The 15,216-nt window shown below is 39.2% G+C and carries 17 protein-coding genes; 11 read left to right on the top strand and 6 right to left on the bottom strand.

Annotated elements, in window-relative coordinates; all coding sequences use genetic code 11:
• The first annotated feature begins 84 nt into the window (after nucleotides 1-84).
• Together ZA06_RS09555 and ZA06_RS09550 are read left to right on the top strand one after the other, a co-directional pair.
• Nucleotides 85-540, top strand: coding sequence for an Hsp20/alpha crystallin family protein (locus tag ZA06_RS09555; protein WP_053977314.1), 456 nt, complete (start codon nucleotides 85-87; stop codon nucleotides 538-540).
• Nucleotides 541-651: 111 nt separating this feature from the next.
• The gene (locus ZA06_RS09550; protein ID WP_053977245.1) at nucleotides 652-1,380 is read left to right on the top strand and encodes a sulfite exporter TauE/SafE family protein; all 729 of its coding nucleotides are present in this window, start codon (nucleotides 652-654) and stop codon (nucleotides 1,378-1,380) included.
• A gap of 6 nt (nucleotides 1,381-1,386) precedes the next feature.
• Here the strand turns inward: ZA06_RS09550 and ZA06_RS09545 are convergent, their stop codons facing one another.
• Nucleotides 1,387-2,232: a universal stress protein gene (locus tag ZA06_RS09545; protein ID WP_053977244.1), complete on the bottom strand. Its 846-nt coding sequence runs from the start codon at nucleotides 2,230-2,232 to the stop codon at nucleotides 1,387-1,389.
• A 224-nt stretch (nucleotides 2,233-2,456) separates the two neighbouring features.
• Between ZA06_RS09545 and ZA06_RS09540 the strand changes: the two genes are divergently transcribed.
• The 8 genes from ZA06_RS09540 to ZA06_RS09505 all read left to right on the top strand — a co-directional run bounded on the left by ZA06_RS09540 (nucleotide 2,457) and on the right by ZA06_RS09505 (nucleotide 10,594).
• Nucleotides 2,457-3,296 (top strand): universal stress protein, encoded by an 840-nt coding sequence (locus ZA06_RS09540; RefSeq protein WP_053977243.1) that lies wholly within the window; start codon nucleotides 2,457-2,459, stop codon nucleotides 3,294-3,296.
• Between the two features lie 162 nt (nucleotides 3,297-3,458).
• Nucleotides 3,459-3,953, top strand: a complete 495-nt coding sequence (locus ZA06_RS09535) for a DinB family protein (RefSeq protein WP_053977313.1) — start codon at nucleotides 3,459-3,461, stop codon at nucleotides 3,951-3,953.
• A gap of 12 nt (nucleotides 3,954-3,965) precedes the next feature.
• Nucleotides 3,966-4,283, top strand: a complete 318-nt coding sequence (locus tag ZA06_RS09530; protein ID WP_053977242.1) for an antibiotic biosynthesis monooxygenase family protein — start codon at nucleotides 3,966-3,968, stop codon at nucleotides 4,281-4,283.
• A gap of 148 nt (nucleotides 4,284-4,431) precedes the next feature.
• Complete coding sequence (locus tag ZA06_RS09525) at nucleotides 4,432-5,742, top strand: TolC family protein (protein ID WP_053977241.1); 1,311 nt, start codon at nucleotides 4,432-4,434, stop codon at nucleotides 5,740-5,742.
• A 25-nt stretch (nucleotides 5,743-5,767) separates the two neighbouring features.
• Entirely contained in the window at nucleotides 5,768-6,844 is a 1,077-nt protein-coding gene (locus tag ZA06_RS09520) for an efflux RND transporter periplasmic adaptor subunit (RefSeq protein WP_053977240.1), read from the top strand.
• Nucleotides 6,845-6,853: 9 nt separating this feature from the next.
• Nucleotides 6,854-10,048: an efflux RND transporter permease subunit gene (locus ZA06_RS09515; RefSeq protein WP_053977239.1), complete on the top strand. Its 3,195-nt coding sequence runs from the start codon at nucleotides 6,854-6,856 to the stop codon at nucleotides 10,046-10,048.
• 12 nt (nucleotides 10,049-10,060) lie between these two features.
• Entirely contained in the window at nucleotides 10,061-10,366 is a 306-nt protein-coding gene (locus ZA06_RS09510) for a hypothetical protein (protein ID WP_053977238.1), read from the top strand.
• An 18-nt stretch (nucleotides 10,367-10,384) separates the two neighbouring features.
• Nucleotides 10,385-10,594 (top strand): YgaP family membrane protein, encoded by a 210-nt coding sequence (locus ZA06_RS09505; RefSeq protein ID WP_053977237.1) that lies wholly within the window; start codon nucleotides 10,385-10,387, stop codon nucleotides 10,592-10,594.
• 103 nt (nucleotides 10,595-10,697) lie between these two features.
• Here ZA06_RS09505 and ygiD read toward each other — a convergent pair whose 3' ends face one another.
• The 5 genes from ygiD to ZA06_RS09480 all read right to left on the bottom strand — a co-directional run bounded on the left by ygiD (nucleotide 10,698) and on the right by ZA06_RS09480 (nucleotide 14,634).
• Nucleotides 10,698-11,528, bottom strand: a complete 831-nt coding sequence (gene ygiD / locus ZA06_RS09500) for a 4,5-DOPA-extradiol-dioxygenase (RefSeq protein WP_053977312.1) — start codon at nucleotides 11,526-11,528, stop codon at nucleotides 10,698-10,700.
• Nucleotides 11,529-11,597: 69 nt separating this feature from the next.
• Nucleotides 11,598-12,125 (bottom strand): YceI family protein, encoded by a 528-nt coding sequence (locus tag ZA06_RS09495; RefSeq protein ID WP_053977236.1) that lies wholly within the window; start codon nucleotides 12,123-12,125, stop codon nucleotides 11,598-11,600.
• A 51-nt stretch (nucleotides 12,126-12,176) separates the two neighbouring features.
• Complete coding sequence (locus ZA06_RS09490; protein WP_053977235.1) at nucleotides 12,177-12,764, bottom strand: ester cyclase; 588 nt, start codon at nucleotides 12,762-12,764, stop codon at nucleotides 12,177-12,179.
• Between the two features lie 98 nt (nucleotides 12,765-12,862).
• A complete protein-coding gene (locus tag ZA06_RS09485) occupies nucleotides 12,863-13,696 on the bottom strand; it encodes a helix-turn-helix domain-containing protein (RefSeq protein ID WP_053977234.1) in 834 nt (277 codons plus the stop codon).
• Between the two features lie 95 nt (nucleotides 13,697-13,791).
• Nucleotides 13,792-14,634: an SDR family oxidoreductase gene (locus ZA06_RS09480; RefSeq protein WP_053977233.1), complete on the bottom strand. Its 843-nt coding sequence runs from the start codon at nucleotides 14,632-14,634 to the stop codon at nucleotides 13,792-13,794.
• A 160-nt stretch (nucleotides 14,635-14,794) separates the two neighbouring features.
• On the opposite strand from ZA06_RS09480, the gene ZA06_RS09475 reads away from it, so the two are divergent.
• Entirely contained in the window at nucleotides 14,795-15,175 is a 381-nt protein-coding gene (locus ZA06_RS09475; RefSeq protein WP_053977232.1) for a winged helix-turn-helix transcriptional regulator, read from the top strand.
• Nucleotides 15,176-15,216 lie beyond the last annotated feature (41 nt).

Genomic DNA, 15,216 nt, shown 5'->3' with positions numbered 1-15,216 from the left:
GTAACTAGCTGATATATATCATTTTATTTTTCGTATGATATCCTTACATTGGGGTTGGTAAGTTTAACCATTAAAATTAAGGTCATGTCACTTATTAAATTTAACAAAAGAAACCGATTACTCCCATTTTGGGATGATGAGGGTTTAAAATCGCTGTTGGGCTCTGATGCTTTTTTCAACAACGATTTATTTGACGAGGACAATTCAATGCCTGCGATGAATGTTACCGAACATGACAAAGACTTTGAAATTGAATTTGCGGCTCCTGGGTTCTCTAAAAAGGACTTCGAAGTGACTATTGATGACAATGTGCTACGTGTTTGTGGCAAGAAGGAAAATGAAGTAGAGGAAAATGAAGAACACGGCTACAAGCGTAGAGAATTCAACTATAATTACTTTGAACGCTCTTTGAAATTACCAAAATCTGTTGCTATGGACCAAGAGGTTAAAGCAAAATACAAAGATGGTATTTTAAAGTTGAACCTTCTAAAAAGAGAAAACGCCAACGAGTCTCTAAAAAAAGTTATTGAGGTTAATTGATAGTGAAAAAGGCAGAAAGTAAGGGATAACCGCTTTCTGCTTTTTTTTGTTTGTAAAAGTGCGTAACTTCAAATAGTTAAAGCCTCTTAATCCAATGCTATTGTTTTTTTAATGTTGACCAAATACCTCCCAATTTTTGTATTGCTTTCTCTGCTTGCCGAAGTTTTGGGAACTATTGGTGGGTTTGGATCTTCGGTGTACTTTGTGCCTATTGCCAATTTTTTCTTCGACTTTCAATCCGTTCTTGGGCTTACGGCCTTGTACCATTTGGCAAGTAATACCAGTAAAATTGTTTTGTTCAAAAAGGGATTTGATAAAAAACTGGTTTTAACATTGGGTATTCCAGCGGTTATTTTTGTGTCCGTAGGAGCATATTTTAGTAAATATTTTAATCCTAAGGTATTAACGTATGTGTTGGGGGCATTTTTAATGCTCATGAGTTTAATTTTTTTAATATTCAGTAAACTTCGAGTTATTCCTAATGCTCCAAATGCCATTGTAGGAGGTTCGTTGTCTGGATTGAGTGCAGGGCTTCTAGGGACCGGTGGCGCTATTAGAGGAATTACCATGGCAGCCTTTAAAATGGATAAGGATAAATTTATTGCCACTTCTGCGGTAATCGATTTAGCGGTGGATTTCAGCCGTACCATTGTGTACTATTTCAATGGGTATATGCGCAAGGACTTTATGTATTTGATTCCAATTTTGATTGTGATAAGTGTTGTAGGGACTTGGATAGGCAAAAAAATCTTGGAGCGCGTATCTCAAGAGCAGTTTCGGAATTTCGTTTTAATTCTCATCTTTCTTATTGGTATTGTAAGTGTGGTGGCCAATAAATAAGGCTGTTTAATGACTATGGAAAATTAATAATGGCAGGGTAAGATTGTTGCTGATTCTTGCTGTGGATGAGGTGGATAAATAGCGCTCAAAAAAACGTTCCCTGTGCGTGATTAGGGTTACCAGATCGATAGGGTTGGTCTGTATGTAACTATGGGAGGCATAATACACGGGAACATTGTTTATTACATGATATTGATAATTGATAGGGGTATCAAGTGTTTGGAGTACTTTAAGATCTTCTTCTTTTTTTAAATCTATCCGTTTTGGATTGTGGGGGTGGATTCTTAATACATGTAGGGAGCTCTCAAAGGTTGATATAAAGCTTAAAATACCCTTTTTGAAAGCGGCATCATCCATAGAAGTGTCTTCGTCCAAAGGAAGAATGGTGTTTTTTGGAGGACGGTATTCAAAGCCTTCTGGGATCACCAAAGTAGGGCAGTCCACTTTTCTGATAACATTAATGGTGTTGCTTCCAAAAATGACTTCTTGGGCACCTGTAGCTCCGTTGGTACCCATAACTACCATATCGATATCTTTAGAGGTAATGACCTGTTGTATGGCATTGGTGAGAATATCAAAATCAACCAAATATTCGATACTGTTGTCGCTAAGCTCAAATTCGCGTTGAAGAGTATCCACTAAGGCTGCAAGGCGTTTTTTTGCGGGGCTTATCAGGGCTTGGTAAATGGGCTGTCCACCAGCCACCATTAAATCGTCCGAGGTGAAAGCGGTCGCACTTTTCACATGTAACAAATAATACTGCATGTTTTTGCCCTTGAATAAATTTAAGGCGTAACGAATGGCATTGATAGAGTTCTGCGAAAAGTCTGTTAACAGTAATATGGTTTTCATTGCAGGATTATTTGTTATTTATAAAGATACCCAAGAATTATGATAAAGCTTATGATATTTCTCATAAAGACTTGATTTTGAGTAGTGATTTAGAAGTGTTATACAAGCATAATATTGATCAACAAAACCATTTGTGAGAGATGGCTGATAAATGTCATTGTATAGCGAACTAAATTGTTTTAATTTTATAGGGTAAATTGACATACATCAACACTACTAAGATCATGAAATACCAGATATTATTGCCGACTGATTTCTCTGATAATGCGTGGAATGCCACAGTTTATGCGCTTAAATTATTAGCTGAAGAAGAATGTACTTTCTATTTGCTGCATTGCAAGAATGAAAAGATTTCTGCCATGGCCAATATGTCCAAAAAGTATAATGATGTGATGCGGGAGAGCAACCTCAAGGAATTGACCAAGTTAAAAGAAACTGTGGAGGCTGCCAACACAAATCCAAATCATTCATTTGAAATCATTTTAAGTGCAGGAAACCTGGGAGAATCTGTTGAAGCCTACATAAGAAAATATCACATCAACTTAATTGTGATGGGAACCACAGGTGCTACAGGTGCCAAAGGCATGTTGTTTGGCAGTAATACGGTAGGCATTATTGGTAGAATAAAGAATTGTCCAATTTTGGCTATTCCGGATAAAAGTGAATTTGTGCCCCCAAAACAAATTGCGTTCCCAACCGATTACAACCGTTTTTACAGTCCAACCGAAATGGGAGCAATCAAGAATATTGCCGAGTTGTTCAACTCCAAAATTAATGTGGTACACATCAATACTGAATCGAAGCTTACGGAAATACAAACCTATAATGTGAACGCTGTTAAGGAGTATATGCAGGACTTAGACCATAGCTTCCATTGGATGCCTCATTATGCCAAAAAAGCTACGGAAATCAATGATTTTGTGGACGAGCACAACATAGATATGTTGGCTATGGTGAGTTACCAGCATAGTTTATATGAAAGTTTAACAAGAGAGCCTGTAATTAAAAAAATAGGTAGCCAATTAAAGGTGCCCTTCCTAATCATACCTGAAAGTAAGGATTAAGAAATTGTATGCTGTTTCTCGTCTGTATTTATAGGATGAATCAGAAGTTTGCAAGACCTTTTTTACTGGCAATCTAGAGATAAGGTAATATTAACGTTCACTTTGAATTGGCTAAATTTAAAAGCTTTAAATTTAGCTTGTTAATCAAAAATAATGAGCATTATGGACAGCCTTAAAAATCTTCAGGACGAATTATTGGAGGAATATCAAATCACCCAAAAGTTCTTCAAATTGTACCCCAACGATAAGAATGACTATGCCCCTCATGAAAAGAGCATGAAAATGGGACACTTAAGTACCCATATAGCAGAAATATTTGGATGGCCAGAAGTAGTATTGACTACGGATGAATTGGACTTTAAAGAAGGCGACGGACCAAAATTGAAGGAAAACGCCCAGGAGTTGGAGCAGACCCTTAATGAGAAGTATGAAAAAAACATGGCCGCGCTTAGAGCAGCCAACGAAGCCGATTTAAGTGATGTCTGGGCATTGAAGATGAATGGACACACCATAAAGGAATGGTCTAAATATGGAGCCATAAGGCATTCCCTCAATCAAATAACCCATCATAGAGCGCAATTGGGTGTATATTACCGTTTGTTGGGAATTCCAGTTCCAGCTAGCTATGGACCTTCGGCCGATGAACAGAATTTTTAAAACCAGGAGCCTATGTTTGCCGTAATTTATTCGTTTAAAGTAAAAGAAGGTTTGGAAGCTACATTTGTAAATGGCTGGAAAGAACTTACCGAACTTGTCCATCAGTACGAGGGTGGTTTAGGGTCTCGACTGCATAAAAAAAATGATTCACATTATATCGCCTATGCCCAATGGCCCGATTATGAAACATGGCAGTCGGCAGGCAAGAACCTTCCGGAGAGCGCCAATAAAATTAGAAAATTCCTTAGGGATTCCTGCGATGAATTTGAAACCCTGTTTGAATTGGATGTGGTTGAAGATTTGCTAAAGGACCAACCTTACGAGGTTTAGTCCTTATGAAACTTATAATAGAGCGCTCACTGTACAGTGGGCGCTTTTGCGTTAAAAACTAAGCATGTGACAAAAAGGCTTGGTAACCTAAGTTACTGACAACCCTTTTTTTCAAATGTATTTTTGTCCCAACATTTAAGAATACATTATGAAGCATCGTTTATATATTTTTGTAATAACGCTGATAGGCTTACAGTTTTCAGGGAACGCCCAAACCGAGGTGCCTATTGCTAAATCGGAGGTTTTGGATGCCGTGGTTGAATCCAATCACAGCCTCAAAATTTCCGAAGAACAGTTCAATGCCGCTAGGGCAGATTTTAGGCAGACCAATGCTGTCTTTTTGCCAAACATTACGGCATCGCATACAGGGATTTCTACAACAAATCCTTTAATGGCCTTTGGTTCTAAATTGAACCAAGAAATAGTAACGGCCGCCGATTTTAATCCAGATCTTTTAAACGATCCACAGCAAATTCAAAATTTTGCTACCAAGTTCGAGATTCAACAACCCTTGATCAATGTGGATGGTTTTTACCAACGTAAGGCTGCTAAATCCAAAATGGAAGCCACGGCACTACAAAGTGAGCGTACCAAAGACTATCTCACGTTTGAAGTGGACAAGGCCTATATGCAACTGCAATTGGCCTATAAGGGCGTAGAGGTGTTGGAACAGGCTTTGGAAGCTGCTTTGGCCAATAAGCAATTGGCAGACAACAGTTATATTCAAGGCTACTTGCAAAAGTCGGATGTGTTGGCCGTTGAGGTGAGGGTGACCGAAGTGAGAAATCAATTGCAAACGGCCAAGAGCCAAGTGCAAAACGCTTCAAACTACATCTCCTTTTTAATGAATACTAGCCAGGATGTGGTGTATCTTCCAACAGATGCGCTTGAAGCGGAGATGTTAACGGAAGAGAATGCCTTGATGATTTCCAAAGAACGTTCAGATATCAAGGCGATGGAGTTGGCAAGCAATGCCTATGAAACCCAATACAAGGCCGATAAAATGACCTTTTTACCACGTCTTAATGCCTTTGGAAGTTATGAGTTGTATGACGATCAAATTTTTCATGCCGATGCCAGTGGGTATCTGTTTGGAGCATCTTTGAGCTGGAATATATTGGAAGGAACCAAGCGTTTTGGAAAAGCTCAAAAAAGTAGAGCCGAGTTTGAAACGTCCAAACTTCAGTATGAACAATATGTCTCACAAAGCCAAATGGAACTCAACAAAGCCAAGCGCATGTTGAATGATGCCAAAAACAGATTGCAACTGTCCAAATTGGCCTTGGATCAATCGGAAGAATCGTTACGCATCAGAACCAATCGTTTTGAGGAAGGCCTGGAGAAAACTACCGATTTGTTGATGTCTGAGACACTCTTTGCCCAAAAGCAATTGGAATATTACCAAACTATTTTCGAATATAACTATGCACAGGCTTATGTGCAGTTTCTAACCAAATAAATTACTAAGCAAGACAGATATACATATGAAAACATTATACACATTATCAATCGTAGCTGTAACAGCATTGTTTATGAGCTGCGGAAGCAAGGACGCAAAACAGGAATCGCAAAAGGGACCGGCAGTAGCCGTAACCGTAAGTCCTATTAAGGCCGATGGAAATAGTACTTTTTTAAGTGTTAGCGGGAAAGTACAGGCCGTAAACAGTGCCGATTTGAGCACCCGTTTTATGGGGTATGTAAACAGTGTGCCCGTAAAAGTGGGGGACCAAGTAAGAAAAGGGCAATTGTTGGTAGCTATCAATAATAGTGACCTTGAGGCCAAGCGCGCACAAATCAATGCGGGCATCACCCAAGCAACTGCAGCGTTTAAAAATGCCGAAAAGGACTATAACCGCTACAAAAACCTATTTGCACAAAACAGTGCAACCCAAAAGGAATTTGATGATATCACGGCTAGATATGATATGGCAGCAGCCAATCTAGAGGCGGCTAAGCAACAGAAAAATGAAATCAATGCCCAAATGGCCTATACCAATATTACAGCGCCTTTTAATGGAGTGGTAACAGCTACTACAGTAAAGGCAGGAGATATGGCGAATCCAGGAATGCCATTGGTATCTGTGGAAGGTCCTGGGAACTTTGAGGTTATTGCCATGGTGCCGGAATCGGATATTTCAAAAGTGGCCAAAAATCAAAAAGTAGAGGTATTGGTAAAAGCAACCAATAAAACCTATGAAGGGAACGTAACGGAAGTAAGTACTTCAGCAAAACATACAGGAGGGCAATATGTGGTAAAGATAGCCTTGCCTAAAGCAGATGATAAGATTCTGTCAGGCATGTTTGCCACAGTACAATTCCCTATGGAAGGCACTACCCAAAAACAAATGGTTTTGTTGCCAACTTCAGCAATTGTTACCAAGGGGCAATTAACGGGCGTCTATACGGTAAGCCAAAATAACACCGCAGTATTACGTTGGTTACGATTGGGCCGTACCTATGGAGATCAAGTAGAAGTATTGTCCGGTTTGGATAGCAGCGAAACTTATATTGTTTCAGCTGAAGGTAAATTATACAACGGAGCTTCAATAACCATTAAATAAGCAGAACAGATGAAAGAAGGTTTAGCAGGAAAAATAGCCAAGAGCTTTATAGGCTCTAAGCTTACAGTGCTCCTTATGATTGTGTTTATGGTCATTGGGGTCTATAGTTCATTTTTAATTCCTAGGGAAGAAGAGCCACAAATTGATGTGCCGATGGCCGATATTTTTGTGGGGTATCCAGGCGCTAGCCCAACTGAGGTTGAGTCGCGTGTGATCAAGCCTTTGGAAAAACTGATTAGCAATATCAAAGGGGTAGAGTATGTGTATTCTACATCAATGAAGGAACAGGGAATGGTAATCGTTCAGTTTTATGTGGGAGAAGACATCGAGCGTTCCTTTGTAAAGCTGTACAATGAGATCAATAAGCATATGGATCAAATGCCGCAAGGTGTAACCATGCCTTTGGTGAAAACGCGTGCCATAGACGATGTGCCTATGTTGGGATTGACCTTGTGGAGCGAAACCTATGACGATTACCAATTGGGACAAATGGCCCAAGAGCTCCGAAACGAAATTGAAAAGGTAGGCGATGTTGCCATTACCCATAAAATTGGAGGGCGAGACAGACAGCTTAGTGTGGTCTTGGATAAAGATAAGTTGGCAGCTAGTGGATTGGACTTTTTGGAAGTATCCAAAATGATTCAGGCCAATAATGCCCAAATGGGAGCAGGAAGCTTTGATAAAAACGATACCGAGTTTTTGGTGAGCTCTGGAGATTTCCTTAAAACGGTGAGCGATGTTGAGAACTTGGTAGTAGGTGTTCAGGATAACAAACCTATTTACCTAAAGCAGGTTTCTAAAATTATAGACGGGCCAGAAGTACCCGTAAACTATGTGAGTTTGGGATTTGGACAGGGAAGTGAAAAAGCAGCTGAGTTTCCTTCGGAATATTCAGCGGTAACTATTTCGGTGGCCAAAAGAAAAGGTGCCGATGCCATGAAAATTGCCGATGTGATCCTTGAGAAAGTATCGCATTTGGAAAAAACCTTGATTCCAGACGATGTGCATGTGGAAGTCACCCGTAACTATGGAGAAACCGCTTCACACAAAGTATCGGAATTGTTATTGCACCTTATTGGTTCTATCATTGCCGTAACCTTTGTTGTAATGTTGGCCATGGGATGGCGTGGTGGTTTGGTAGTATTTTTATCGGTGCCTATCACTTTTGCCTTGACCTTGTTGAGCTACTACATGTTGGATTACACATTGAATAGAATTACGCTTTTCGCTTTAGTATTTGTAACAGGTATTGTGGTTGATGACTCCATTATTATAGCAGAAAACATGCATAGGCATTTCAAAATGAAACGCTTGCCGTTTAAGCAGGCAGCCTTGTATGCGATCAATGAAGTTGGGAACCCTACCATTTTGGCGACTTTCACGGTAATTGCTTCGGTATTGCCAATGGCCTTTGTATCTGGATTGATGGGGCCTTATATGGCACCAATGCCAATTGGGGCATCTATAGCTATGATTCTGTCTTTGTTTGTAGCCTTGACCATCACACCGTATTTAGGGTACATATTTTTACGTGAAAAGGATAACAAGCAGCATAAAGAGAAAACAGAGAAGCCGCTGGAAGAAACCTTTATCTACAGAATGTATAACAAATTTGAGCGTCCATTATTGGAAAATCGCTTTAAGCGTTGGTTGTTCCTAGGCTTTACCTTTGTCTTGTTGCTAGGGTCTATGGGACTGTTTATGACGAATTCCGTAGCGGTGAAAATGTTGCCTTTTGATAACAAAAATGAATTTCAAGTGGTGATTGACATGCCTGAAGGCACCACGTTGGAGCGTACTGCTATAGTGGCTCAGGAAATTTCACAATACCTTTCTACCAGACCGGAAGTGGTGAGCTATCAAAATTATATAGGGACTTCAGCGCCAATTACTTTTAATGGATTGGTAAGACACTACGATTTGCGTGGTGGTAGCAATATGGCGGATATTCAGGTGAACCTTATTGATAAAGGGGAGCGTAGTGCGCAGAGTCATGATATTGCCAAGTTGTTACGTCCGGATATTCAAAAGATTGCCGCTAAGTACAATGCTAATGTAAAATTGGTGGAAGTACCGCCAGGGCCTCCAGTTTTGTCTACCATTGTAGCTGAGGTGTACGGTCCAGATTATGATGAGCAAATTGCCATTGCCGACAGCATTCAGACCATTCTCAAAAATACCGATGATGTGGTGGATATCGATTGGATGGTAGAAGCAGATCAGGTGGAGTATGAGTTTGTTATCAATAAGGAAAAGGCCATGTTGTACGGTGTGGCCCCTCAACAAATTACCCATACCTTGAATTTGGCCTTGTCCAATCGTGCGATTACCAATTTGTACGATGAGGATGCCTTCCGTCAAGTTGGTTTGGTGTTGAGTTTGGATGAAAAGGAAAAGTCCACCATTCAGGATATTGCCCAATTGCAGGTGAAATCTCAAATGGGGAATATGGTATCCATTAGTGATTTGGTAGACATCAATCCGGTAACCCGCGCCAAGAGTATCTATAGAAAGAACCAAAAGCGTGTGGTATATGTATTGGCCGATATGGCTGGAACTTTGGAAAGTCCTGCCTATGCCATTTTAGGAATGGAAAAGAAACTGAAAGAGATCGATTTACCTGAAGGCTATGCTTTGGAGGAATTATACATCAACCAACCCGAGTTTGAAGATGACTATACCGTAAAATGGGATGGTGAATGGCAAATTACCTTGGAAGTATTTAGGGATTTGGGAATTGCCTTTATGGGAGCCATTATCTTGATCTACATTCTAATCGTAGGATGGTTCCAAAACTTTAAAGCACCTGTGGTAATGATGGTGGCCATTCCATTGTCATTGATCGGAATTATTTTAGGACACTGGATTATGGGAGCATTTTTCACCGCGACCTCATTTATCGGAATGATTGCCCTTGCGGGAATCATGGTACGGAACTCGGTATTGTTAATTGATTTTATCAACCTAAGAGTAGCCGAAGGCGTGCCACTGAAACAGGCTGCCATTGAAGCGGGAGCTGTGCGTACCACACCAATTTTGTTAACGGCAGGAACGGTAGTAATTGGAGCCTTTGTGATCTTGTTCGACCCTATTTTCCAAGGGTTGGCAATCTCCCTAATGGGAGGGACTATTGTGTCCACAGTATTTACCTTGTTGGTAGTGCCATTGGTATATTATATGATTGAGCGTAAAAAGCATAATTAAAAAACACAGGAAATGAAATTAGTAATAGTTACGGCTGTAGAAGACTTTCAAAAAGACGTCTTAAAACTCTTTAGGCAAGCCAATATTGAGAGTTTTAGTAGTTCGGATATTGATGGTTATAAAAACGTACCCGCTGTATTGGCTACCAGCAGTTGGTTTCCAGGAGAATCCAGCGGAAATGAGTCCATTTTGTTCTTCTCTTTTACAGAAGAGGCCAATATAGATCTATTGTTTAAGTTGATTCAGGAATTCAACAGTAATATGGAAACCAATAACCCAATAAGGGCGATTGTTATTCCTATAGAAAAGAGTATTTAACACTAAAAATATAAAGTTATGATGAATAGATATATCCGTGTTATTGCAGGGACGTTTATAATTATTAGCGTATTGCTTGGCATGTTTGTAAACGAAAATTGGTTATGGTTTACCTTATTTGTAGGGGCCAACTTGTTGCAGTCTGGAATTACCAAATGGTGTTTGATGGAGGACATCCTCTCTAAATTTGGTGTAAAGAAAGAAGGCGATTGTTGCGCTTCTAAGTAATAACGGTTGTTTTTGGTTACTGCAAAACGCCCACTGTACAGTGGGCGTTTTTTTATAAAAGAAAGAGCTAGATACTCTTGTTTTTTTATGAACTGAAAGCTTCTTAAACAGTTTCAATTTTTAAAGACGTCATGGTCAAGGAACCACCTACGGGTTTGTCATTAAACAGGGTAACCTCTTCATTCTTGTCCTTTAAGGCCAAAGTGTAGAGCAGAGGTAAATAATGCTCTGGTGTAGGAATGGCCAAATCAAAGGCTTTTCCTTGAGATCTAAAGTTGATAAGGTTCTGATGATTATCATCCAAAATATAGCTTTTCATTTTTTCGTTAGCCTCTAAAGCCCAATCATAGGCAAACTCTTCATTCAATCTGTTCCAGGCCACTTTTCGCAGATTGTGTACCATATTGCCACTTCCTATAATCAATACCCCCTTGTGGCGCAGCTTTTGAATTTCCTTGGCCAATTCATAATGATAACTTGGTGGTTGCGAATAATCAATACTCATTTGTATTACAGGGATATCTGCATTGGGGTACAGATGTTTAATAACACTCCAAGCACCGTGGTCCAATCCCCATTTTTCATCCAAACCAACGTTGGTTTTGGTTATTAGGTTTTTGGTTTCCTGCGCCAGTTCTGGGCTACCGGGTGCTGAATATTGCACGTCGAACAATGCTTGCGGAAACCCACCAAAATCGTGGATGGTAGGCGGATGTTGCATAGACGTAACAAAGGTGCCTTTAGTTTCCCAGTGCGCCGAAATACAAAGAATGGCATTGGGACGAATGAGCTCTTGACCTAATTTTCTAAAGGCCTGTACAAACTCATTTTCTTCAATGGCATTCATGGGGCTACCGTGCCCTAGGAACAATACAGGCATTTTGCCTGTATTACCCAAGGATGAGGTCATTTTATTTAAATCTTTCAAATTCATGCTAGCACTTATTAAAGGTAATAACGCCAAGGATTTTAAGAATTTCGTTCTTTCCATTCCCTAAACAATTTATAAAACTTGCTTTACAAATTGCACTTCGACCATTATTTTTACATCTTCACCAACCAATACGCCTCCAGTTTCCAAAGCCGCGTTCCAGTTAAGTCCAAAATCTTTACGGTTGATTTTTCCTGTGATTTCAAAGGCCAGTTTTTCGTTGCCCCAAGGATCTTTATTGGTACCTCCATATTCTACATATAAACTGACGGTTTTGGTCACGTCTTTTATGGTTAGTAGGCCTTCCAGTTCGTAAGCATCATCCACTTTTGTAAAGGAGGTACTTTTAAAGGTAATGAATTTATACTGCTCCACATCAAAAAAGTCGGCGCTTTTTAAGTGGGCATCCCTTTCAGGATTGTGGGTTGAAATTGAGGCTGCTTCAATAGAAACTTCTAAAGGAGATGAAGAGAAATCTTCACCTTCGATACTTGCTTCATAATTGGTAAATGTTCCTTTTACATAGGAAATCATCAAGTGTTTTACTTTAAAACCTATGTCGCTGTGTGTGGGGTCGATAACCCATTTTGTTGTTGCCATTTGATAAAAATTTTAATTACTGTTTCTAGTTTATTTGATATGTTTTATGTGTTATTGAACAAGTCCTATTTGTCTCATAAAATCTTGATTGTCATAGAATAAGTATTCTTCAATCATTTTGCCATCTTTCCAATGGCCTATGGTTGCCATTCTCAATTTGAATTTTTTGCCAGTAGGAGGTATGGTTTTTCCATCACCAATAGGCATTGGTTCTGAAAAGGTTCCTTTCAATTCACCTATTACCGCAGTCCAATCGCCACTGCCAAAGCGTACAGGATGCTTTTCAATTTTTGTGTCGGGAGCAAAAATGAACATAGGTTTTAAATCGTCAATATGTGATGAGTACAACCCTTTTGTAGTACTTCCGTCTGCATTGTACACCACAATATCGTCCGTATGGCTATGACTAAATTTGTCCCATTCTTGATTGGTAAAATACTCAAAGTCTAATGTGTCAAAAGTAGCTAGCCGTTGTTGTATTTGAGCTTCTTGTGCTTTATAGCTTTGTAATTCAGCCTCTAACTTGTCTATTTTAGTTTGAAGTTCGTTGGTGTTGTTGTGGGAACAACTGCTAAACAATGTTGCGTATACTAGCGTAACGATTGTTAGAATTCTTGAATTTTTGAATGTTGTTTTCATGTGTAATCATTTTATTTTTAGCTGATTAAATTGCTGATACAAAGATGAAAACAATAAGGGGTTAAGTTGTTACACTATTCGGAAATAGGATTGTAGAATTAGGAAACCAATAGTTTTTTCATGTCGTCTCTAAATTCGCTTGGCGATTGTCCAGACTTCTTTTTGAAGACATTAGAGAAGTATGAATTCTCGTTATAGCCCAAATCATAGGCTATTTCTGAAATGGTTTTGTCTGTGGAGATGAGCAAGTTTTTGGCCTCAATGAGTTTTCTGGTCTCAATAAGTTCCGATACGCTTTGCTCCATGATGTTTTGACAGATCATGTTGAGGTTGCGTGAGGACATAAAGAGCTTTTCCGCATAAAATTCTACACCAACAGGCCGATGGTAGTTGTCCTCTAGAATGGTTAGAAAATTCTTGAAGGTGGTATTTTGTGTTTTTTCAAGAGACTCGTTGGAATTGTCCGCTTTTTTGCGCTCTATTTCTATCATGGTAAAGACGACACTTAGAAGCTGCCTGATAATAGCATAATTTGGAGTTTCTTGTTTGGTTTCTTCGTAAATCATTTCACAAAGCGATACCAAGCGTTGTGTACAGTAATCTTTATTGAGTTTTAAGTTGGCCTGGTTGTGGTAAAGCGAATAAAGTTGAAATGTGGTTTCTGGGATAAATTCACTTTTAAAGCGAATGCCCCAAATATCACAGCGGCCATTGACAGCTTTGGGAATGACACGATGCACTTTGCCTTTGGTTATAAAACTTACAAAAGGTGCTTCTACAGTTTTGGAACTGAAGTCTATAAAATGTTCCAATTGGCCTTCGACACCAATGAGGAGCTCCTCAAAATCATGATTGTGTGGATCATTGGGGTTCGAGGCAATTTTCTGGGCCTCGGCGGCATCAACTTTAAAAATATGGAACAGTTTATTCATTTTATAACCAATTGAAATCAGCTTAACGTATAGCTTGGTCAATACTAGAAATATACAAAAAGGATTCCGTAATAGGAACCCTTTTTATGTAATGTTTAAAGTGCTTGCTTTACCGATTGCTCTAAAGAAGTGGTGGGCCTACCCAACAGCTTAGACAATTGATGGGTCTCGTCAAACAGGTCACCTTTGGAAGCAGACACGTCCCAACTGGCTAATCCTTTGGCGAGACCTTCTGGAACACCTACTTGCGATAGGATACCGGCGTATTCTGCTTCAGGAAGATTAGTGTAAGGAATGGTTTTTCCTGATTGTTTGGATATTTCTTCGGCGAGTTCTGTTAAAGTATAGCTTTGGTCGCCTCCAAGCTCTAAGGTTTTATCCTTGTAGCTCTCATCTGTAATAACTATAGCTAAAGCTTCTGCATAATCCAATCTAGCTGCCGAAGATATTTTTCCGTTTCCTGCACTACCAATAAAAGCGCCATTTTCTAAGGCATTGGGGATAGAAGCAGTGTAGTTTTCAGAATACCAGCCATTACGTAAAATGGTAGTATCAATACCTGATTCTTTGAGAGCCTCTTCTGTGGCAACATGTTCACCTGCCAAACTTAAAGTAGAGGTGTCTGCTCGCAGCAAACTGGTGTATACAATCCAATTAACGTTTGATTTTTTAGCAGCATTTATAACATTTTGGTGTTGGCGTGCCCGTTGACCTATTTCGTTAGCCGAAATAAAAACCAATCTATCAATGCCTTTTAGAGCCATTTCTAAACTTGAAGGATCATCATAGTTGAATTCACGTGCTTCGATACCTAAATTTTTAGCTTTATCTGTAGAACGCACCAAGGCTACTAGATTCTCAGGTAGTTCTCTTTTTAATAGTTCCTGTACAACTAATCTTCCTAATTGACCAGTAGCACCTGTAATACCTATTTTCATAATGTTTGTATATTAAAGTTTCTGTTGTATATTTGATTTATAAAAGTTGTTAACTAACTTTTAGTTAGTCAAAGTTACTGTGTAAGTTTTTAATATGCAATAGGTTGCGTTTCTGTTAAATACTTACTTTGAAGTTAGTAATAGTAATAATCAGGCTTGTATGGAAAAAGAAAATTTAAAAAAATACAGTAATGTGGAAGAATGTCCGGTTAGAAATGTATTGGATAGGATTGGTGATAAATGGTCGTTGTTGATTTTACTGATTTTGGAAGAAGAAAAAGTATTGCGGTTTAATGAATTGCATAACTATATAGTGAGCATCTCCCAAAAAATGCTGAGTGTGACCTTGAAAAGTCTGGAAGCCGATGGATTGGTGAAACGTACCATTTACCCTCAGGTTCCACCAAAAGTGGAATACGAGTTGACGGAAAGGGGTAGCTCTTTATTGCCACATATCCATAGTTTGGTGGCATGGTCTAAAGACAATATTGGTGACATCAAACAATCTAGAAAAGATTACGAGTTGGTCTCACAGAAATAGAAATATTTCTTTCCCAAATTGTTATATCTTTTTTGGTTTGG

The organism is Mangrovimonas xylaniphaga (assembly GCF_001280435.1).
GTDB classification, from domain to species: Bacteria; Bacteroidota; Bacteroidia; order Flavobacteriales; family Flavobacteriaceae; genus Mangrovimonas_A; species Mangrovimonas_A xylaniphaga.
This window is presented reverse-complemented; position numbering and strand designations above follow the sequence as displayed.